The sequence below is a fragment of the Candidatus Paceibacterota bacterium genome, from assembly GCA_041666545.1.
Taxonomy (GTDB): domain Bacteria; phylum Patescibacteriota; class Minisyncoccia; order Phycocordibacterales; family JBAYGS01; genus JBAYGS01.
In genome coordinates this window covers 301,556-321,430 of record JBAYGS010000001.1, presented here as the reverse complement: position 1 = coordinate 321,430, position 19,875 = coordinate 301,556, and the positions used below count along the sequence as shown (strand labels likewise).

General features: G+C 45.9%; 19 protein-coding genes and 1 tRNA gene. 16 read left to right on the top strand and 4 right to left on the bottom strand.

Features of this window, described 5'->3' with window-relative positions:
* The first annotated feature begins 365 nt into the window (after positions 1–365).
* The 14 genes from WCT25_01745 to WCT25_01680 all read left to right on the top strand — a co-directional run bounded on the left by WCT25_01745 (position 366) and on the right by WCT25_01680 (position 11,434).
* The gene (locus WCT25_01745; GenBank protein ID MFA6536137.1) at positions 366–1,235 is read left to right on the top strand and encodes a class II fructose-bisphosphate aldolase; all 870 of its coding nucleotides are present in this window, start codon (positions 366–368) and stop codon (positions 1,233–1,235) included.
* Positions 1,232–1,579, top strand: coding sequence for a DUF5674 family protein (locus WCT25_01740; GenBank protein ID MFA6536136.1), 348 nt, complete (start codon positions 1,232–1,234; stop codon positions 1,577–1,579). The genes WCT25_01745 and WCT25_01740 overlap by 4 nt, the downstream gene beginning before the upstream one ends.
* On the top strand, positions 1,576–1,872 hold the full coding sequence (locus WCT25_01735) for a hypothetical protein (GenBank protein ID MFA6536135.1): 297 nt from the start codon (positions 1,576–1,578) through the stop codon (positions 1,870–1,872). Before WCT25_01740 ends, WCT25_01735 begins: the two co-directional genes overlap by 4 nt.
* A 9-nt stretch (positions 1,873–1,881) precedes the next feature.
* On the top strand, positions 1,882–2,850 hold the full coding sequence (locus WCT25_01730) for a D-glycerate dehydrogenase (GenBank protein ID MFA6536134.1): 969 nt from the start codon (positions 1,882–1,884) through the stop codon (positions 2,848–2,850).
* Between the two features lie 29 nt (positions 2,851–2,879).
* Positions 2,880–3,569: a 50S ribosomal protein L25 gene (locus WCT25_01725; GenBank protein MFA6536133.1), complete on the top strand. Its 690-nt coding sequence runs from the start codon at positions 2,880–2,882 to the stop codon at positions 3,567–3,569.
* A 62-nt stretch (positions 3,570–3,631) separates the two neighbouring features.
* Positions 3,632–4,942 (top strand): lytic murein transglycosylase, encoded by a 1,311-nt coding sequence (locus tag WCT25_01720; protein MFA6536132.1) that lies wholly within the window; start codon positions 3,632–3,634, stop codon positions 4,940–4,942.
* A gap of 25 nt (positions 4,943–4,967) precedes the next feature.
* On the top strand, positions 4,968–5,189 hold the full coding sequence (gene rpmE, locus WCT25_01715; GenBank protein ID MFA6536131.1) for a 50S ribosomal protein L31: 222 nt from the start codon (positions 4,968–4,970) through the stop codon (positions 5,187–5,189).
* Between the two features lie 67 nt (positions 5,190–5,256).
* Complete coding sequence (locus WCT25_01710; GenBank protein ID MFA6536130.1) at positions 5,257–6,225, top strand: PCRF domain-containing protein; 969 nt, start codon at positions 5,257–5,259, stop codon at positions 6,223–6,225.
* A gap of 120 nt (positions 6,226–6,345) precedes the next feature.
* Positions 6,346–7,059 carry a 30S ribosomal protein S2 gene (gene rpsB / locus WCT25_01705; GenBank protein ID MFA6536129.1) on the top strand — a complete coding sequence of 238 codons (714 nt, stop codon included), beginning with the start codon at positions 6,346–6,348 and terminating at the stop codon, positions 7,057–7,059.
* 82 nt (positions 7,060–7,141) lie between these two features.
* The gene (gene tsf, locus WCT25_01700; protein MFA6536128.1) at positions 7,142–7,729 is read left to right on the top strand and encodes an elongation factor Ts; all 588 of its coding nucleotides are present in this window, start codon (positions 7,142–7,144) and stop codon (positions 7,727–7,729) included.
* Positions 7,730–7,739: 10 nt separating this feature from the next.
* Positions 7,740–8,135, top strand: a complete 396-nt coding sequence (locus tag WCT25_01695) for a hypothetical protein (GenBank protein ID MFA6536127.1) — start codon at positions 7,740–7,742, stop codon at positions 8,133–8,135.
* A gap of 49 nt (positions 8,136–8,184) precedes the next feature.
* A tRNA-Thr gene (locus WCT25_01690) sits at positions 8,185–8,257 on the top strand.
* A gap of 167 nt (positions 8,258–8,424) precedes the next feature.
* Positions 8,425–10,500, top strand: a complete 2,076-nt coding sequence (locus WCT25_01685; protein MFA6536126.1) for a DNA topoisomerase subunit B — start codon at positions 8,425–8,427, stop codon at positions 10,498–10,500.
* A 34-nt stretch (positions 10,501–10,534) separates the two neighbouring features.
* Positions 10,535–11,434: a hypothetical protein gene (locus WCT25_01680; GenBank protein MFA6536125.1), complete on the top strand. Its 900-nt coding sequence runs from the start codon at positions 10,535–10,537 to the stop codon at positions 11,432–11,434.
* Positions 11,435–11,451: 17 nt separating this feature from the next.
* Here the strand turns inward: WCT25_01680 and WCT25_01675 are convergent, their stop codons facing one another.
* Positions 11,452–11,655 carry a hypothetical protein gene (locus tag WCT25_01675; GenBank protein ID MFA6536124.1) on the bottom strand — a complete coding sequence of 68 codons (204 nt, stop codon included), beginning with the start codon at positions 11,653–11,655 and terminating at the stop codon, positions 11,452–11,454.
* Positions 11,656–11,699: 44 nt separating this feature from the next.
* A complete protein-coding gene (thrS, locus tag WCT25_01670) occupies positions 11,700–13,430 on the bottom strand; it encodes a threonine--tRNA ligase (protein MFA6536123.1) in 1,731 nt (576 codons plus the stop codon).
* Positions 13,431–14,051: 621 nt separating this feature from the next.
* On the opposite strand from thrS, the gene WCT25_01665 reads away from it, so the two are divergent.
* Positions 14,052–14,540 carry a hypothetical protein gene (locus WCT25_01665; protein ID MFA6536122.1) on the top strand — a complete coding sequence of 163 codons (489 nt, stop codon included), beginning with the start codon at positions 14,052–14,054 and terminating at the stop codon, positions 14,538–14,540.
* Between the two features lie 280 nt (positions 14,541–14,820).
* Here WCT25_01665 and WCT25_01660 read toward each other — a convergent pair whose 3' ends face one another.
* Both WCT25_01660 and dnaE read right to left on the bottom strand, forming a co-directional pair.
* Positions 14,821–15,906: an asparaginase gene (locus WCT25_01660; protein MFA6536121.1), complete on the bottom strand. Its 1,086-nt coding sequence runs from the start codon at positions 15,904–15,906 to the stop codon at positions 14,821–14,823.
* A gap of 66 nt (positions 15,907–15,972) precedes the next feature.
* Entirely contained in the window at positions 15,973–19,155 is a 3,183-nt protein-coding gene (dnaE, locus tag WCT25_01655) for a DNA polymerase III subunit alpha (GenBank protein ID MFA6536120.1), read from the bottom strand.
* Between the two features lie 55 nt (positions 19,156–19,210).
* Between dnaE and WCT25_01650 the strand changes: the two genes are divergently transcribed.
* Entirely contained in the window at positions 19,211–19,831 is a 621-nt protein-coding gene (locus WCT25_01650) for a ribonuclease HII (protein MFA6536119.1), read from the top strand.
* The last annotated feature ends 44 nt before the right edge of the window (positions 19,832–19,875 follow it).

Below are 19,875 nucleotides of genomic sequence, written 5' to 3'. Positions count from 1 at the left end.
TTATCCTAGACCTAAACGGAATAAATGCAAGAGAGTGATTGCAACCCGGACTTAATCTTGTACAATTTAAAAGCTTGATCGAAGCTCCCGTAGAGAGTGGCCCGCTCTTCTCGGCAGGACAGAAATAGGGCTATAGCTCGGGTTTGACCATTGTGCTCGAGACAAAAACGAAAAATGGCAGGGCTAAGAACCCGGCTCCGTCCCCAAACGGAGCCTTTTCTTTTTGTGATATCCCGTTAGAGATGTCTTGTTGTGTAATTTTACGTATCAATTTAAAAGTCACTTGTCGCAAGTATTTGACGATATTGCAAATTAAAACGGTCATCTTGGATGACCTATCTCTAACGGGATGATATAATTTTGGAATGAAAACCTTAAGGGAGTATGTGAATGACGCCCGAAAAACTAAAACGGCGATCGGTCATTTTAATATCGCAACTTTGGAAATGCTTCATGGAATTTTTGAGGCCGCCAAAAAACTGAATGTACCGGTGATTATCGGGGTTTCGGAAGGTGAGAGGGATTTCGTGGGAATTAAAGAAGTAGTGGCGCTGGTCAAAAGTTTGCGTGAGGAAAATAATTTTCCAATTTTTCTCAATGCTGATCACACTTATTCATTCGAAAGAGTTAAAGAGGCAATTGACGCCGGCTTTGACAGCGTGATTTTTGACGGTACCGAGTTGCCTTTTGATGAAAATGTCGCGGAAACTAAAAAATGCGCGGATTATGCAAAAAATTGCGGCCGAGACGTAATCGTCGAGGCCGAGTTGGGTTTCATCGGCAAATCGTCAAAAGTTTTGGAAGAAATTCCGGTCGGCGTGAAAATTACCGAAGAGTTTTTGACCAAACCGGAAGAAGCGAAAAAGTTTCTAGATTTGACCGGGGCAGATATGTTGGCGCCAGCGGTCGGCAATATTCACGGCATGCTCAAGGGCGGAGTTGATCCGGCTTTAAATATCAAAAGGATTAAAGAAATTTCTGAAGCTGTCGGCGTGCCGCTCGTGCTTCATGGTGGTTCAGGCGGTTCACTTGAAGATTTTAAGGGGGCGATTGCATCAGGTGTGGCGATTGTTCACATCAGTACCGAACTTCGTGTGGCCTACCGCAAAGCTCTGGCACTTTCGCTCCAGGATGATCCGGAACAGGTGGCACCATACAAATATTTAAAGCCAGTGGTTTTGGCAGTTGAAAGAGTTGTCGAGGAAAAACTCAGGTTGTTTAATGGATTACGATGAAGATTGTTGTTGTCAAGGATTCGATTGGGATTAGAGAGGTGAAAGAACTGGCTAAGGAATTTTATGTTTCCATGATTAAGGGTGTTGTTGATGTCGAGAACGAAATCTTGGCACTTGGTGGGGAATACCACATGGATGCGAATATCAGATTACTAGAGGACGGTTTTGAACAACAAGACATTTGGGGGTTTAACATCAGACTTGATAAGGATCCAGCCGACTGGATTGAGTATGTTTCACTTATTAATATTAGACCCGCTCAAGGTAATTTTGATATGGAGATTGGGGATGTTTCGTTGAGGGGGAAGATAAAGGATATTTTAAGTGCTAGAATAAAACTATGAATGGTCAACGATCACCACTTTTTTATATGGCTAATTTAGGAAGCGAGGTTAGACGTTATTTAAATTGCTTGCAGCAGAGTGATAAAGTCGGCCAAGATCAATCTTGGCAGAGAATTCTTAAAATATTTGCTGATAGTCAATCAAGCGGGGCAGGTGAAGCACAAATAAAGGAGACCCGATTACTCATCGATTTTCTTGAGCCTGCTAATCTCGCCGGGGTAGATCTTGTCAAAGTCAGTAAAGAGTTCCAGGCATATTTCGGCCCATTTGCCTCCAGATTATTAAAAAGTTAAATCAATAAAATGAAAAAAGTTTATGTGACTCGGCAAATTCCAGAAGTCGGTATCAAGATGTTGCAGGATAAAGGTTATGAAGTTGATGTGAGCAATAAAGCCCGACCTTTAAGTAAAAAAGAATTGATTAAGGCCCTGAAGAAGGAACCTTATGATGCCGTGCTCTCACTTTTAACGGATCAGATTGATAGAGAGATTTTTGACGCGGTGCCGACCGCTAAAATCTTTGCCAATTATGCTATTGGCTATAACAACATTGATGTCATAGAAGCGAAAAAGCGGGGAATTTTTGTGACCAACACTCCCGGCGGTGGTGCCGATCGGGTGGCGGAGCATGCTTGGGCTTTGATTTTGGCTCTGACCTGTAAGATTGTTGAAGGGGATAGATATCTGCGCGCCGGCAAATACAAAGGTTGGGATCCGATGATTTTTCAAGGTACCAAACTGGCCGGCAAAACTTTGGGTATTATCGGCACTGGCCGAATCGGCGCGGATGTGGCGCATCGGGCGCTTCACGGTTTTGAAATGAAGGTCGTCTATTTTGATGTTAAGAGAAATGAGGATTTGGAGAAGCAATACGGAGCGATTTTCAAACCAACTGTTGAGGAAGTTTTGCGCGAAGCTGATATTGTTTCAATTCATGTACCACTTTTACCTTCAACTACCCATCTTCTCAATTCGGCGCGCTTGGCAGTGATGAAGAAATCTGCCTACCTCATCAACACTTCTCGTGGGCCAGTGGTGGACGAAATTGCTTTGGTAGAGGCCTTGCGAACAGGGGTAATCGCCGGAGCTGGTCTCGATGTTTTTGAATTTGAACCAAAATTGGCCAAAGGTTTGGCTAAGCTACCTAATGTAGTGCTTACTCCGCATATTGCTTCAGCCACGGCTGAAGCAAGGCACGAAATGGCCGTGATGTCGGCTCAAAATGTAATAGCCGTTCTTGAGGGGCAGGTTCCACCCAATCAAGTTGCGTAAAGAATTTTTCTGTGTATAATAGTCGGACAATGCTTACGCTTAATGTTGTAAAACGAAATACTAAAGACGCTCTCAAAAAGCTCCGAAGTGAAGGTTTGATGCCGGCAGTTTTTTACGGCCGAAAGGAAAAATCCACGCCGATTGCCATCAAATTGGCTGACTTTGAAAAAGCTCTGAAAGAAGCCGGTGAATCCAGCGTCATTCAGCTCAAAGGTGAAGGGGTGGATGCCGAAGCCTTGATTCAAGAGGTTGATCTTGACCCGGTTAAGGAGACCCCGCGTCATGCTGATTTTTATGTAATTGAAAAAGGTAAGAAGTTGGAAATTTCTGTGCCGATTGAATTTATGGGCACTTCTTCGGCCGTTAAAGATTTGGGCGGTACACTCGTTAAAGTTCTGCATGAACTGGAAATCGAAGCTCTGCCGAAAGATTTGCCTCACTCAATCCAGGTTGATATTTCAGCTCTGATTAATCTTGATAGCAAAATTCACGCCAAGGATATCGCTTTGCCGGACGGAGTGATTCTTAAGAGTAAGCCGGAAGAAGTAGTTGCGGCCATTTCGGAAGCGGTTAAAGAAGAAGAGAAGCCGGCCGAACCAATTGATATTGCCAATATTGAACTTTCCGAGAAGAAGGGTAAAGAGCCTAAGGAAGGTGAGGAAGCTACTCCTGGAGCCGAGTCCAAACCGTCCGGCGATAAAGGGAAGGGCGGAAAGTAGACCGGAGCAATCTTTCACTGATTCGAAAACCTCTTGTATAATGGATACAAGAGGTTTTTCATATGATTTTAAAAATCAGAAATTTAGTTGGTATTTTGGTTCTGTTCTCATTTTTGACCGTCGGCTTTAAACCTTCGGCTGTTTTTGCCCAAGACCCGGCCTCGGCCGTGGCGTCTCGCCGGGCTGAACTGGAACAACAGTTGTCGGTTCTTGAGTCCCAAATCAAACAACAAGAGCAGATTTTAAATACCCAACAAGAGAAAAGCGTTTCTTTGGAGCGAGATGTCGCCATTATTACGGCCCAAATTAATAAGGCGAAATTGAGTATCAAGGCTCGAGATTTAACTATCCAAAAGTTATCTCAAGAGATTGGGGTTAAAAATAGTACAATTAGCTCTCTTGATGCCAAACTGGGACGCGAGAAGGAGTCTTTGGCTCAGCTTTTACGCAAAACCAACGAAATTGACGACTTCTCTTTGCCGGAAGTGGTGTTGAGTAGCGACAACCTGTCGAGTTTTTTTGAGGATTTGGATGCTTTTGCCTCAATCAAGCAGTCACTTCAAACATCTTTTCAAGAAATAGGAGACACCAAAGATCAGACCACGGCGGAGAAAAATAATTTGGAGGACAAGAGAAATGAAGAGACTTCACTGCGACAGATTCAGGATCTGGAAAAAAAGAAATTGGAAGCTCAAGAATCAGAAAAGAAGAAAATTTTGAAGGAATCGCGCGGTGTTGAGGCGGTATATCAGCAGGTGCTAAAAAATACCGCACTTTCGGCCGCCCAAATTCGAGCCGAACTCTTTACCCTTCAAGGTTCAGCTTCAATTCCGTTTGCGAAGGCTTATGATTTGGCAGTTCGGGCCGGGAAGAAAACTAATGTCCGGCCGGCAATTATTTTGGGAATTATAGCCGAAGAGTCTAACTTGGGAGAAAATGTGGGAACCGGCAATTGGCGTGTGGACATGAAAGCTCCCCGAGACACCGTGCCGTTTCTGGATATTACTAAGCGTCTTGGTCTTGATCCCGATAAAATGCCGGTTTCCAAAAAGCCCTGGTACGGTTATGGTGGCGCCATGGGGCCGGCTCAATTTATCCCTTCGACTTGGGTTTTGTACGAAGAACGGATTTCTAAGGCAACCGGGCATAATCCGCCAAATCCTTGGGATCCGGAAGATGCCTTTATGGCGGCGGCCATCCTGATGATGGATAACGGGGCCGACAAACAAACTTATGCTGCCGAGAGATTGGCTGCTTTGAGGTACTTGGCCGGTTGGGCCAATGCTTCCAAAAAGGCTTACGCCTTCTACGGCGATGATGTGATGGAATTGGCGGCTAAATACCAGAATCAAATCAACATCTTGCAAAACTAGCCCCCCAGTGCTATATTGTCTCCCTATGAAAGCCGAAATCCATCCAAAGTATTTCCCGAACGCAAAAGCCACCTGCGCCTGTGGCAAGTCTTTTACTGTGGGTTCAACCAAAGAAAAAATTGAAGTTGAAATTTGTAGCGCCTGCCACCCTTTCTACACCGGTAATGATAAGATAGTAGATACCGCCGGCCGGCTTGAGAGATTCAAAGCTAGGGTTGCTAAGGGGAAAGTGGCTAGAGCCAAATAACTATTTTAGCCAAAAACCCGCTATAATGAATAGGCGGGTTTTTGCTTGTTGGGCTAAAATTAAATAAATGGAAAATTTCGATCTAAAAATCTATAAGGAAAACAACAAGACCTCATACTTGGCTTCGGCTTATGAGAAGCTTTTGACTGAAGAGAAGTCGGTTCACGAAATGCTCGAAAAAGATCCGTCTTTCAAAGACCTGGCCAAAGATGAGCTTGATAGTTTGGCTGAACAAAAAATGGGACTGATTACTCAAATGAAAGAGATTTTGGATTCAGAAAAAGTTGAGGAGGAGTTCCCGAATGAGATGATTTTGGAAATCCGCGCCGGGGCCGGTGGAGACGAAGCGGCGCTTTTCGCCAGAAACCTGTCTTCAATGTATCGAGGCTATGCCGATTCGCTTGGCTGGGCATTTCTCACCATCAGTGAGTCAATGAACGATATCGGTGGCTACAAAGAGGCAGTTTTTGAAATTAAGGGCAAAGATTGTTTTCGGCGATTGCGTTTTGAGACCGGTGTGCACCGCATTCAGCGAGTGCCGGAAACGGAAAAATCTGGCCGAGTTCATACTTCGACCGCCTCTGTGGCGATTTTGCCGATTCGTAAGAAGACCAAGATCGAAATCAACCCGGCTGACATCGAGATGGAATTTTCGCGCTCTGGTGGGGCCGGAGGGCAGAATGTTAACAAGGTTGAGACGGCCGTTCGCCTTATTCACAAGCCGACAGGCATCGATGTGCGCTGTACTTCCGAAAGAAGTCAGGCCAAAAACCGTGATAAGGCCATGTCGATTTTGATTGCCAAACTGGAAGTTGTGAAAGCCGAAGAAGAGGCCAAAAAATTTGCGAGCGAAAGGAAAAATCAGATTGGCACCGGTGATCGTTCCGAAAAAATCAGGACTTACAATGTGCTTCAGGACCGAATTACTGATCATCGGATTAAAGAATCTTGGCACAACATTGAAACCATCATGGCCGGCGAAATTAGCCCGATTCTGGACGCTTTGGAGGCTAAAAGCCAGTTGAATGAAGCTTGAGGCTTGAAACTTGAAGCCTGAGACGTAAATGAGAATCTTTTCTTAGGCTCCAGGTTTCAAGTTTTATGTTTTATAATCTGGCCTTGCAAGAGCAGGGCCAATCTGCTAAACTCTCATCCTATGACCCAAGCGGTAAAAGATACTATGAATAAAGGAGTTGAGGCCATGTTTAAGGTCGGTGCCCATTTTGGTTTGGGCCGAGCCCGACGACACCCTTCGACCGCCGAATATATTTTTGGCGCCAAGAATAAAGTTGAGATTTTTGACCTGGAAAAGACCAGTGTCCTTCTGGATAAAGCTAAGGAGTTTGTTAAGACTGTGGCTGCTTCTGGTGGTATGGTCCTTTTTGCCGGCTCCAAAAATGAGAGTCTCACTGCCATTAAGGACGCTGCGATGCGCCTGGATCAGCCGTATGTGGCTGGCCGATGGATTGGCGGTACCCTGACTAATTTTCCTCAAATTCGCAAGCGAGTCGAGAGGATGGAAGATTTGATTAGCAAGCGAGAGAAAGGCGAGCTTGCCAAGTACACTAAAAAAGAACGACTGTTGATTGACCGAGAAATTGCGAAACTGGAGAGATTTTTCCTGGGTCTGGTTGTTATGAAGCAAAAACCAAAAGCGGTTTTTGTGATTGATCCGAAGAAGGAAATGATCGCGGTTAGGGAGGCCAAACACGAAAATATCCCGGTGATTGCCTTGGCCGGTTCCGACTGTGATATCAGTCTTGTTGATTATCCAATCGTCGGTAATGATACTGCTAGGGCGAGCATCGCCTTCTTTGTGAAGGAAATCGCTGACGCCTATGAAGCTGGGCGCTTGAGCAAAAAAGAATAACTGGCCTAGTAATCAGGGCTCCTAATTTGCTAAAATATAGCAGTCTGACTTAATTTTGATTTTTTAAATCTAAATCTATTTTATGGCTACCACTGAACAAGTTAAAAAGTTGCGTGACGAGACCGGTGTCTCAATCATGCAGTGCAAGAAGGCCTTGGAAGAGGCTAAGGATGATATGGAGAAAGCCAAAATTGTTCTTCAAAAGAAGGGCGGTGATATCGCGGCCAAAAAATCAGATCGAACTCTCGGCTCGGGTTCAGTTGCTTGTTATATTCACGCCAACGGCTCGGTTGGAGCAATGGTGGAGCTATCCTGCGAGACCGATTTCGTCTCCGGTAATGAAGAATTTAAGACTTTGGCAAGAGACTTGGCGATGCAAGTGACCGCCTCAAATCCGGAATTTGTTAAGAAAGAAGATATTACAGCCGAGGCTCGGGCCAAGGTGGCTGAAGTTTTTGCTGCTGAAGTCGCCAATAAGCCGGAAGCTATGCGCGAGAAAATTTTGCAAGGTAAGCTCGACGCCTATTTTGCTGACAAAATTTTACTGGAACAGGACTATATCAAGAATCCAGATTTGAAAATTCGCAACTTGGTGGAGACGGCAGTTCAGAAATTTGGTGAGAAAATCGAGATTGCTCGTTTCGCCCGCTTCTCCGTGCTGGGAAAATAGTTTGCTAAACATGATCTCCTTTATTATATTTCTAATTGCCTTTTTCGGGATTTTGGCTTTGCTGGGTTTGCATTCCTATGAGCTGGAGCGAGGGCGAGCCACTTTCCTGACTTCTTTAAGCGGGACTTTTGATGAACCACTGATTGCACTCGGTCTAAGAATTAAATATTGGCTTTCGCGCGTCGATTTCAAAAAAGCTCTGGTATTCGCTAGTTTACTTTTGGCTCACGCTGCACACGATGTTTTTCATCTTATCAAACTTGGGGCCGAAAAGGTGCAGGGCCAGTTTTCCAGTCTCATCAATTTAATTAAGGGCCGTCACGATTTGGGCAAGAGGGGAGCGAGCTCGGTTTATTTGAAAAGCATTGGTGAATACAAAAAAGAAATAAACGGCGTCAAAAAGTAGCCGTTTTTTCAGTTTTCAGGTATATTTTGTCTGGTAGAAGCAATAACTTGCCGCCTTAGCTCAGTTGGTAGAGCAACGCTTTTGTAAAGCGAAGGTCCCCAGTTCAAGTCTGGGAGGCGGCTCAGATATTATAACTAAACCACGCAAGCGTCTCGGTTAATCAAGATTGTGCTTGTTGATAACTTTTTACGGCTTAACAAAGCCATTTTTTTAACATAAAAATGGTTGTTTTTTGGGGTGTTTTTTGCTATAATTTCAGGGTAGCTCAAAAGGCTCTTTTTCTTTTTAAATGGCTAAAAATAACGATAAAAAAGAAGACAAGAAGAACGGATCGGGGCACCATTATGACGCCTCGTCTATTACTGTCCTTGAAGGTTTGGATCCGGTCCGCAAGCGTCCCGGCATGTATATCGGTACTACTGGCCCAAGTGGTCTCCATCATTTGATTACCGAAATTTTCGATAACTCCCGCGATGAGGCGATGGGTGGATTTTGTAATGATATCGAAGTGGTACTTCTGCCGAACAATCAAATTCGAGTGACTGACAACGGTCGAGGTATTCCGGTTGATATGCACAAGGCTACAAAAGTTTCTGCTCTAGAGACAATTATGACAACCCTTCACGCTGGAGGTAAATTTGGCGGTGAGGGGTACAAAGTTTCTGGTGGTTTGCATGGTGTCGGTGCTTCGGTGGTGAACGCGCTCTCGGTTTACATGAAGGTGATCGTTCATCGTGATGGTGGGATGTTTGCTCAAGAGTACAAGCAAGGCAAGGCCAAAGCTAGAGTGAAGAGGCTCGGCGCTTCCAAAAAGAACGGAACAATTACGATTTTTGAGCCGGATAAAGAAATTTTTAAAGAGGGAATTGCTTTTGATTTTAATTGGGTGGTTTCGCACATGCGCCAGCAGGCCTACCTGGTGCGCGGGCTCCGGATTTCAGTAATTGATGCCCGTGATTACCAAGGCTCGTTGGATTTAGAAGATGTCTTTTATTTCCGTGAGGCCAATATCGAGGCGCTGTCCCAAACCTTTTACTTTGAGGGCGGTTTAGTGTCGCTCGTGGCGTTTTATAACAAAATTCAGAAGCCGATCCACAAAAATATTTTTTATATTGAGAAAAAAGTTGACGGGGTCGAGTCGGTTGAAGTAGCTTTGCAATATGTTGATGATATTTCCGACCGAATCATCGCTTTTGCCAACAACATCCATACCCCTGAAGGCGGTACCCATCTTACCGGTTTTAAGACCGCACTCACTCGAACCCTGAACACTTATGGTAAGAAAAATAATCTAATTAAAGATGGTGAGGACAGTTTTACTGGTGACGATGTGCTGGAGGGTCTTACTGCGGTTGTTTCAGTTAAACTACGCGAGATCCAATTTGAAGGTCAGACTAAAGCCAAATTGGGTAGCGTGGAAGCCCAGAGTGCCGTGGCCACAGTCTTCGGTGAAGCTTTCTCGGCTTTTCTCGAGGAAAATCCTGAAGATGCCCGTTCAATGATCAACAAATCGATTTTGGCGATGAAAGCCAGAAAGGCGGCGAAAGCGGCCAAAGACTCAATTCTCCGAAAAGGCGCGCTCGAAGGCATGACTTTGCCGGGAAAGTTGGCCGACTGTCAGACCAAGGATGCTTCCGAATCGGAGCTGTTTATTGTGGAAGGAGATTCGGCCGGCGGTACCGCCAAGTCTGGGCGCGACCGTCGTATTCAGGCCATCCTGCCATTGCGAGGTAAGATTTTGAATATTGAGCGGGCAAGACTAGACAAAATGCTGGCTTCAGAACAAATTAAGAATTTGGTGGTAGCGCTCGGTACGGCGATTGGCGACACTTTTGATTTGGCCAAACTTCGTTATCACAAAATTATTATCGCGACCGATGCCGATGTGGACGGTGAGCACATCCGTACTTTGCTTTTGACTTTGTTTTATCGCTATTTCAAACCACTTCTCGAACAAGGCTTTATTTATATCGCCCAGCCGCCACTTTACAAAGTTAAAAGAGGCAAAGAATTTTTGTACTTCTATTCCGAAGAGGCCAAGACCAAAAGTTTAGGCAAGGATATTCCGGAAGATGCCGTTGTTGAAGCTGGCGAAGGTGAGGAAGTTGCGGAGGCAGAGGAAGATGTCAAAGATTCCAAAAGGCCCGCCAAGGTCACCATTCAACGCTATAAAGGTTTGGGTGAAATGAACTCTGAAGAATTGTGGGAGACCACCATGGATCCGGCCAGACGCATTCTTAAGAAAGTTAAAATTGACGATGCTCAAGAAGCCGATAAAGTCTTCGACATGCTCATGGGTACCGACGTGCCGGCCCGTAAATCTTTCATCCAATCTAACGCCAAATACGCGACTTTAGATATCTAGTTGACATTATTAATAAATTGTGTATAATTTGGTCATGAAAACTCTTGAAAGTCAGACTTCGAAAGGTTCCGAGTCGTTAGCCGAATCAAAAGCTGAACTCTTAAAAATGGTCGCCGAGCTCGAAGCTACCAGGACTAACCCGATTGATTTTAGAGGTGTGGCTGGTTGCGAGGACGTTGATATCATTAAGGATGTTAAAGCTGTTCAGGAAAAAGAAGCGGCCATTGCGACAAAAGTTTCCGAACTGCGTGGCACAGAGAAAGATATTTACGAAGACTCAAAATTAGTTGAGTCGCTTTTGTGTACTTGTATTCGTGAATCCAATTGGTTAGGTGAAGATGCCGAAGTCATCTTGGCGTCGCTTTATGATGATTATTTTCGTGGTATTGACACTATTGCCGAGCTCAAAGGTACTGAACCAGAGGGGCGCCATGTCGGTTTCTCGATAGATTTTACAATGTCACCAGATACCATCGCTACCAAGTTGACTAAGACCGTGGAGTCGATTGCTAAAGGTTTTACTCCTTCAGTAAAATATTTTAATTCGCCGTCAATGGGTAAGTTCAGAAACTTCAAAATGGCTAAGGTGGTTTTGGGCGCAGATTACCCGTCGGTCAAACGCTTGGCCGATGCATATGTTGAAGCTCATGCTTCCGGGAAGCCGATTTCAGAAGTCTTGGTTAACGATCCAATCCAGTTTGTTTTGCTCGATGAAATTCGTGGTCAACTTCAGGCACTTAGAAATATTGCGTATGAGCAATTTAATAACCGTCAAGCGGGCGCAATCTATCATAAAACCCTCATGACTTTTATGGGTGTGATGGCAAAAAGGGGAATTACTGAAGAAATGATGAGAAGCAAATCCAGGGGTGATACGATGCACAGCCGCATTCTCTCGATGATCGGTAAGTTTGATCGAGAAGCGAAAAGATAAGATATTAAAAACCGCCATCAACTCTCGATGGCGGTTTCCTGTTGGGCCAGTGCCGCTTTGTACTTTTCAAAAAGGTCATCCGGAATATTGCCGAGCTTGTGTTGCTTGGCCACTTCGGTATCGAATTTTGAGCGAATCAGCTTGGGCTTTTGGGCCCTTTCCGAAATCGCCCAATCAATATACTCTTGAGGAGTTAGGTTTGATGGTGATTTCGTTTTCATCCTTAAAGACTATAACACATCTGATAAAATTTGCAATGAAAAGTCTATTTCTTGCCCTTAATCTCCGGAAGAAGCCTCTCGATAATTTCAGAAGATTTCATTTGGCCTAAGTTTCCCTTATCGCGTGATTCTAGAGTGACTTTTTTAGCCTCCAAATCTTTATCGCCGATAATGATGAAGTAGGGGATTTTTTGAACTTTGGCTTCGCGGACATTTTTACCAAAACCGCCATCAAGCGCCAGTTCAGCACGGATGCCGGCTGATTTAAATTCGTCGTAAACTCGCGAAGCTTCAGCGTGATGATTTTCCGCAATCGGAATAATTTTGACTTGGACAGGAGAGAGCCAGAGCGGAAAATTTCCGCCAAAGTGTTCAATCAGGATTGACAGATACCTCTCAATCGAGCCCATGATGGCGCAGTGAATCATAACGATTCTTTCGCGCTCACCTTTTTCGTTGGTGCAGTCGAGATCAAACCTTTCCGGCAAATTCATATCAAGCTGGATTGTGGCGACCTGCCATTCTCGACCGAGAGAATCTTTGGCCATAAAGTCGACCTTAGGCCCGTAAAAAGCGGCTTCGCCTAAAGCTTCGATTGCGGTGACGCCTTTTTCTTTAACCAAGTCTCGGAGTTCTTGCTCAGATTGCTGCCAAACTTCTTTGGTTCCAAGATATTTTTCCATCTGCTTCGGGTCGTGAAGAGATAGACGGTGATAGAGTTTGAAACCGGCGGCGCTGTAGAATTCTTCAATAATTTCCCAAATTTTCTTCATTTCATCTTTGACTTGTGACTGCAGACAAAAAACGTGGGCATCATCTTGGGTGATAGCGCGAACGCGCGATAGGCCCGAAAGCTCTCCGGACTGTTCGTCGCGGTAGACTTTGGTGGTTGAGGCATAACGTTGAGGCAATTCCCGGTAGCTCCACGGCTTGCGAGCGTAGATCTGTGTGTGATGGGGGCAGTTCATCGGCTTCATGACGAAAGTGTGACCTTCACGAGTCTCAATTTTGAAGAGTTCGTTGGCGAATTTTTGCCAATGGCCGCTTTTTTCGTAAAGTTCTTTTTTGGTGATGTGGGGAATATCAACCCGTTCGTAGCCGTGATTTTTTCGGAGTTCCCAGACAAAGCTATCCAAAATATCTCTAAGGACGGTGCCTTTCGGGGTCCAAAGGGGGAGGCCGGCTCCAACCAGTTCGGAAAAGGTGAACAAGTCTAGCTCTTTACCAAGTTTTTTGTGGTCGCGTTTTTTGGCTTCTTCTCTTTGGGCTTCATAGGCGTCGAGTTCTTCCTTGGTGTTATAAGCAAGCCCATAAATCCGGGTTAGCATTTTATTCTTCTCATCGCCACGCCAATAAGCGCCGGCGACACGTTCAAGTTTGAATGAGTCCGGTTTAATTTCTTTGGCTGATTCCGAATGGCCACCACGACAAAGGTCGGTGAATTTGCCAAAAGTGTAGAGAGTAATTTTCTCGCCTTTGCCAACGATTTCATCAATCAATTCCAGTTTGTAAGGATTGGCCTTAAAATGCTCCCGAGCTTCCTTTTCCGAGACTTCCTGGTGTGAGACTTTATCCCAAGTCTTCAGGATTTGCTTCATCCGCTTTTCAATTTTAGGCAAATCTTTATCCGAAACTGGAGCGGAGAATTCAAAGTCGTAATAAAAGCCGTTATCAATCGCAGGACCGATGGTATTTTTGGCATCAGGCTGAAGTTCCAAAACGGCTGCTGCCAAAAGGTGGGCGAGAGAGTGGCGAATGTGTTCTAAGTTTTTCATAATTATTTTGTTAAAAATTAAATAGCCCGAGTCTGTAAACATTTTCAAGGTCCGACCTTGGTTCAGGAAAAAGGTCGGACCTTAATCCCAAAATGTTTTCAGACTCGGGCGATCTAAGACCGTGGTTCCACCGAGCTTCCCTCGGGCTTTTGCCTAAGGACGCTTACTACCCTAAAACATCAGAATGTTCGGGCAAGTTAGATTAGGGATTTCTCCTCGCTTGGCGACTATGGTTGGTAGCCATAGCAATCTCTATTGGGTTAATTCTATCGCTAATTAAAAATCCCGCAAGCGCTTGGCGCTTGCGGGCCTGATTATGTCTTTCGCCCATCGGGCTTCGGGCGACTGTCTCCAGGTTTTCTTTGCCGTCCTGACTTTTTCAGTGCTCGGAGAGTTTTCGGGAAATCTGACTTCTTGATGCCAAGATCACAACAGATTTGAGTCGCCGTTGCCGGGGAAACTATGTGCTTGTGGGTTCTTCTCATAAGCTTACCTTTCTAATCAGAGTCTACCATTTCAAAATTCAAGTATCAATTAAGGTAATTAAAAAGCGAATGGATATTGACATTGTGGTTTTCATGTGTATTCTAAGTGTAGATAAAACAAGTGAGAAAGGATTCTATGCCAGTCTTTGACTTCAGTGTAGTGCCAGAATTGGATTTAGCAGAAGGTGGAGGTTGCATCACAAGCCTGCCGCCTGGTAACAAGGCTGTTTCTGTTGAAATGGTGAACGGGGATTTGGTAATGGATGGTAACAAGATAATTGCCTATGTGCCGTCATGGCAACTTGAAGCTGGAGAGACTTTCGATATTCAACGGTTGCCACCCTTCCTCGATGGAATGCCATTGGTCCACCCATACCTTGCAGTGGTCATGCACGATCATCCAGAACTTATCCCATCTTCACTGAAAGATCAGCTGTCATTGGACAGACTGGCTATTCCGAATTGTGGTGGCGGAGTTCTCTTTCCGACATGCCGTGTTCAGACCTGGACCGGCAAGAAAGCGATACTTTCGCTGTTCACGGTTGAAGGGAGACCTTACTTCTGTTACCCAACTCTTGATCGCATTGCAAGACGGCGGGCATGTCTCATGGCCTTAGGTGGTTAACGCTTTAGCAGATGCCGGCAACTTTTACGAGTTGTCGGCTTTTTCATACCCAGGAAACCCCGCCCGACTCTTCCGCCTCTAGGGCGGGGCTGAATGGATAACGGCTTAGCGCATTCTGATGTGCTAAGCCGTAATCATTCTGATGCCTTGAAAGGAAACCCCGGTCGGATGCTTGGCGGAGGCCGGGGAGGGGAGGTCATTTATATTAAAAACCCAGCCGGGGGCTGGGTTTCGTTCAGGTTTACTTGGTTAGAATCGCGCGCGGGCATGGTTTGGTTGTTCACATTTTGAAGCTACCCCCAACAACCGTGTTGATCAGGGGACTGACCTCTGCAGCTTCCGGGGCGGTCACTTCACCGACCAGGCTGGTCTCAATTATCGCTTTGAGCGCTTCCGGCGAGCGATAGCCTTGAGCGAGTGCCCACATCAACTTGACCTGGGCGGCGACATCGGTCATATCCAAAGTACCGATGGCACCGGCGGCCAGAGCTTCCTTCCCTGGTTCGTAGGTATTCATGTGCGTGTTACCGCCGACGAATTTTGTCGAAACGAGAACAGGGATTGATAAGGACGCGGCCTTTTTGATAATCGGAATGATTGAGAAATCGTCCAAGCTTGGCACATTGCCGGAGCCGAGAGACTTCAAAAGCAATCCTTGGCAGGTTCCTGAGTCCATCACGGCGCTCAGGATACTCGGCTCAATACCTGGTACCAGATCGACCGTCAAAATGCCGCGCTGAAAGTGTGGCTTCAGAACAATCTTGCTTTCAGCAGTCTTCTTGTGAACTTGCTGATTGAAGGCAACGCCAATGGCGTTGATTTGAGCCAACTCGTCGAAAGCCGGCGAATCGAAAGCGGTAAATTTTGCTTCACTCGTTTTGATTGTCCGAGTCCCTCTCAAGACTCGATCGTGGAAAACAATCATGACTTCGTTAACGCTAAGCCTTGCCGCCTCAATTACCGTCTTCATGGCATTCTCCAAGTTAAACCGTGCATCGGTTCCAAAAGCCACTAGTGGCAATTGGGAACCGGTAAACACGATTGGAGTTGGCGGATTGTTGCCAATCGCCATTGAAACTGCGGTGGCGGTGTAAGCCATCGTGTCGGTGCCGTGGGTGACGATGATGCCGTCATATTGGCAGACCCGCTCGGCGAGGACCATGGAGATTTTCGCCCAGTGGCCCGGGTTCATGTTGGTGCTGTCGATATTGAGTAACTGTTCAAGCGTGATGTCAGCACTTTCCTTCAGTGTTGGCACGAGCGTGGCGATGTCTTCAACAGTTTTGGCCGGTTTCAAGACTCCACTTTTGGGGTCGGGGACCATGGCGATGGTTCCGCCACAGCCGAGTATCAGAATTTTTTTCATAGGCACAGCCCTTCGTTAAGGTTCTGATTTGAAAACTAGCACTAGATTGAGATATTGTCAATCATCCTACTTGAGCTCCTTGATTTTATCCGCAATCACACTGACTTCGCCGTTGCGAAGTGAGATTTTGCCCTTAATGGCTACACACTTTTCTGGCAAAAGCAGGGCCTTAAATTCCTCAAAGACTTTCGGGAAAATTACGCACTCGATACTGCCGGTCAAGTCGGCTAGCTTTAGAAACATCATGGCGCTGCCTTTTTTGGTGGCAATCGGACGAGTTTCCTCGATAAGTCCGCCCAAAACAACGGCGATGCCTTCACGCGGTTGATTTTTTATTTTGGCGACGCTCATGTCTCGCTTATTCAAAATCTCTCGATACTTATCAAGTGGGTGGCCGGAAAGATAAAGTCCGAGGAGCTCTTTTTCCCAAGCCAGTCGGTCGGCAATCGGCGCCGGCTCGGCTTTTTCCAGCCTTAATGATGAAGCGCTACTACCAGAAACTCCGAAGAGCGAGTCCTGATTTTTCGGCATTAATGATTTTTCTCGACTGTGCGCTAAAAGCAATTCCAAATTGGCCATCATCTGACCCCGCTCGCCGAAGTCGTCGAGGGCACCGGATTTGATCAGCGCCTCGAGCGATTTTTTGTTCAAATTTTTATCCTGGACTCGCTCCAAGAAATCAGCCAGTGATTTAAAGTGACCATTTTTTTTACGCTCGTCAATGATCGCTGAGGAAATGCCCTGGCCGAAGTTTTTGATAGTCACCAAACCAAAGCGAATTTTATACGGGTGGGCGTCACCTTTGACGACGGTAAACTGACTGAAGCTTTCGTTGACTGATGGCGGTAGAACCGGAATACCGATGCGTTTGCACTCACCGATAGTTTGACCAATTTTTTCAACATCACCAGAGTCGGCAGTGAGGACGGCAGAGAGATAAATTTCGGCAAAGTTAGCTTTGAGATAGGCAGTGATATAGGCGATTCGGCCATAAGAAACCGAGTGAGCCTTATTGAAACCGTAGGCGGCAAAAGGTTCAATCCATTTCCAAACCTCTCGAGCCTTGTTCTCCGGCCACTTGCTGTTTGCTACACAGCCCTTAATAAATTTTTCTTTTTGGGCCTCCATTTCGGCCGGAATTTTCTTACCGACTGCTTTGCGGAATTTGTCGACTTCGCCCCACGAATAGCCGGCCAGTTTGTGTGCCATCATGAGAAGGTCGTCTTGATAAACCAGGATACCGTAGGTTTTATTCAAAATCGGCTCGAGCGCCGGGTCCAAATATTTAATCAGTTTGCGATTATGTTTTCGTTCGATGTATTGAGGGATAAATTGAATCGGGCCAGGTCGGTAAAGCGCCACCATGGCGTTGATGTCGTGAATTGTGGAAGGTTTCAAGTCTTTAAGAAAACGCGTCATGCCGTCGCCGTTTAGTTGGAACAAATCGGCGGTTTCGCCCCTCGCCAACATTTCGAAAGTTTTCTTGTCATCGATCGGGATAGTGTCGACCTCAATGTGGACCCCGTCGATCTTTTCAATTCGGTCGATGGCGTCGGCAATGATGGAAAGATTTTTTAAGCCCAAAAAGTCGAATTTCAATAGACCGGCTTCCTCGATGGAGTACATGTCATACTGACTGATGATTTTATTTTCACCCTTCGGGTCGAATTGGAGGGGAGTGAAATCGGTGAGTTCGGTTGGTGCAATAACTACGCCGGCAGCATGCACCCCGATGTGTCTGGCACAACCTTCAATTTTTCTGGCCATGTCGATAATGGTTTTGGTGTCGGCATCCTTCTTGTACAGCTCTTTGAGCTCCTTGGTATCTTCAAGGGCTTTGTCGATGGTCATCGGAAAGCCTTGCGAGCCCATGGGAATCAGTTTGGCAATTTCATCGCCCTTGCTGTAAGGAAAACTAAGTGCGCGGGCCACATCGCGGACCGAGCCGCGCGCGGCCATGGTGCCGAAAGTTCCAATCTGGGCGACCTTATCTTTGCCGTAGCGATTTCGGGCGTACTCCACCATCTCATCCCGGCGGTTGTCGGCGAAGTCCATATCAATATCGGGTGCCGAAGGTCGGTCCGGATTTAAAAATCTCTCAAATGGAATCTCGTATTCAATTGGATTGATGTTGGTGATGCCAGCCAAGAAAGTCACCATTGAACCGGAAACCGAACCTCTGATGTTTGAAAGAATGCCATGAGTTCTCGCAAAAGCCAAAAGGTAGGCGACAATCAAAAAGTAAGGCGAGTAGCCCTTGTCTTTGATGACTTTAAGTTCGTACTCAACTCGTTCTAAAATCTGGGAAGTCCTTTCGATACCGCGTCGGGCAAAACCCTCATAAACCACTTTCCGTAATTCGTCGTCAGGAGTCGTGCCTTTAGGTAGACCGAAATCCGGGAAGACCCATTTGCCGAGTTCGATTGTCAGATTGCATCGCTCGGCAATTTTGACGGTGTTCTCAAGGGCTTCTGGCAAATTTTTAAAATATTTGGCGGCCGTGGCCTGTTTAATGAAAGAAAAATCTTCAGCCTCATTGGAAAGACCCGATCTCTCGCTTAAGTCACCGGCCGTGTTTACCAAAAGCAAAGTGTCGCGCGCTTTTTTATCAGCAGGGGAGAGATAGTAAACATCATGAGCGCCCACGATAGGCACCTGATGAGTTTTGGCAAAGGCTACCAGTTTTTTCATCAACTCTTGATGATTTTCAATCTCCGGATGGTGGGTGATTTCCAAATAAAGCCGGTCGCCAAAAACTTTTTTGTAAAAGTCAATTTTCTCGACGGCTTTTCCTTCGTCTTCGTTTTTTAAAGCTTGGGCGACTTCGCCACTAAATGACGGCATCAGACAGATCAAGCCTTCGTGATATTTCTCAATCAATTCATGGTCGATTCTGGGTTTGTAATAAAAACCTTCGAGATGCGAAATGGTCACCAATTTAATAAGATTGCGGTAGCCGATTTCATTTTGAGCCAGAAGCACCAGACGACTTCGTCGATTGTCGATACCGGCTTGTTTGTCGGTTCGGGTTCTTGTTGCAACATAAGCATCGACACCGACAATCGCTTTTATTCCGGCTTTCTGACATTCTTTGTAAAACTCAATCGCTCCATAGAGGTTGCCGTTGTCGGTGAGGGCGAGCGCCTCCATACCATCGGCCTTGGCCGATTCGACCAAATCCGGGATTTTCGGCAAAGCGCTAAGGAGGGAATAGTGGGAGTGGGTATGGAGATGGACAAACTTGGACATAAGCAAATTATATCCTCTTGCTAGGCGGTTGTATAATTGAAGGAATCTTTAAACTATGGCCAAGCAAGCTCGAAATTTAATCGGAATTGATGAGGTGGGTAGGGGGCCTTTGGCTGGGCCTGTCACGGTCTGTGCTTTTTCGGTTTTGTGCCGAGGCAAAAAATTGCCGAAACCTTTGCACTTGGCAAAAGATTCGAAAATGCTTTCACCGAAACGGCGCGAGGAGTGGTTTAAGGTTGTCAAAGAATTGGCCAAGCAAAATCGGTGTCAGTATGCTGTCTCGTGTGTCAGTGAAAAAGTAATCGACCGCGAAGGGATCGCTTATGCAATCCGCTTGGCGATTGCTCGGTCGCTAAAAAAAATCGGCGCGGATGAGTTGCGGTCCCAGATTTTGCTCGATGGGGGGATTAAAGCGCCAGCTCAATATATTAATCAGCAGACGATAATCGGCGGTGATCGTAAAGAACCGATTATCGCGCTTGCCTCGATTGTGGCCAAAGTGAAGCGAGACAGTAAACTTCGACGCTACGCCAAAATTTTCCCGCAGTATGGTTTTGAAATTCATAAAGGCTATGGCACTAGGCTCCATTATCAAAATCTAAAAAAGTACGGCTTGTCCGAAATTCACCGCCGGAGCTTCTTGACCAAATTACTAAAGGATGTTAGATTTCGGTAAGAAATGTCAGGCCAAATATTTGGTCTAAAGTGGGGGGAAAGGAC

Excerpts from the sequence above, each read along its gene's own strand:
- WCT25_01675 (MFA6536124.1), bottom strand. The coding sequence starts at position 11,655 with ATGAAAACGAAATCACCATCAAACCTAACTCCTCAAGAGTATATTGAT.
- WCT25_01735 (MFA6536135.1), top strand. The coding sequence starts at position 1,576 with ATGAATGGTCAACGATCACCACTTTTTTATATGGCTAATTTAGGAAGC.
- WCT25_01720 (MFA6536132.1), top strand. The coding sequence starts at position 3,632 with ATGATTTTAAAAATCAGAAATTTAGTTGGTATTTTGGTTCTGTTCTCA.
- rpmE (MFA6536131.1), top strand. The coding sequence starts at position 4,968 with ATGAAAGCCGAAATCCATCCAAAGTATTTCCCGAACGCAAAAGCCACC.
- WCT25_01660 (MFA6536121.1), bottom strand. The coding sequence starts at position 15,906 with ATGAAAAAAATTCTGATACTCGGCTGTGGCGGAACCATCGCCATGGTC.
- WCT25_01725 (MFA6536133.1), top strand. The coding sequence starts at position 2,880 with ATGCTTACGCTTAATGTTGTAAAACGAAATACTAAAGACGCTCTCAAA.
- tsf (MFA6536128.1), top strand. The coding sequence starts at position 7,142 with ATGGCTACCACTGAACAAGTTAAAAAGTTGCGTGACGAGACCGGTGTC.
- WCT25_01730 (MFA6536134.1), top strand. The coding sequence starts at position 1,882 with ATGAAAAAAGTTTATGTGACTCGGCAAATTCCAGAAGTCGGTATCAAG.
- WCT25_01685 (MFA6536126.1), top strand. The coding sequence starts at position 8,425 with ATGGCTAAAAATAACGATAAAAAAGAAGACAAGAAGAACGGATCGGGG.
- rpsB (MFA6536129.1), top strand. The coding sequence starts at position 6,346 with ATGACCCAAGCGGTAAAAGATACTATGAATAAAGGAGTTGAGGCCATG.
- thrS (MFA6536123.1), bottom strand. The coding sequence starts at position 13,430 with ATGAAAAACTTAGAACACATTCGCCACTCTCTCGCCCACCTTTTGGCA.
- WCT25_01710 (MFA6536130.1), top strand. The coding sequence starts at position 5,257 with ATGGAAAATTTCGATCTAAAAATCTATAAGGAAAACAACAAGACCTCA.
- WCT25_01695 (MFA6536127.1), top strand. The coding sequence starts at position 7,740 with ATGATCTCCTTTATTATATTTCTAATTGCCTTTTTCGGGATTTTGGCT.
- WCT25_01680 (MFA6536125.1), top strand. The coding sequence starts at position 10,535 with ATGAAAACTCTTGAAAGTCAGACTTCGAAAGGTTCCGAGTCGTTAGCC.
- WCT25_01650 (MFA6536119.1), top strand. The coding sequence starts at position 19,211 with ATGGCCAAGCAAGCTCGAAATTTAATCGGAATTGATGAGGTGGGTAGG.
- dnaE (MFA6536120.1), bottom strand. The coding sequence starts at position 19,155 with ATGTCCAAGTTTGTCCATCTCCATACCCACTCCCACTATTCCCTCCTT.
- WCT25_01745 (MFA6536137.1), top strand. The coding sequence starts at position 366 with ATGAAAACCTTAAGGGAGTATGTGAATGACGCCCGAAAAACTAAAACG.
- WCT25_01740 (MFA6536136.1), top strand. The coding sequence starts at position 1,232 with ATGAAGATTGTTGTTGTCAAGGATTCGATTGGGATTAGAGAGGTGAAA.
- WCT25_01665 (MFA6536122.1), top strand. The coding sequence starts at position 14,052 with ATGCCAGTCTTTGACTTCAGTGTAGTGCCAGAATTGGATTTAGCAGAA.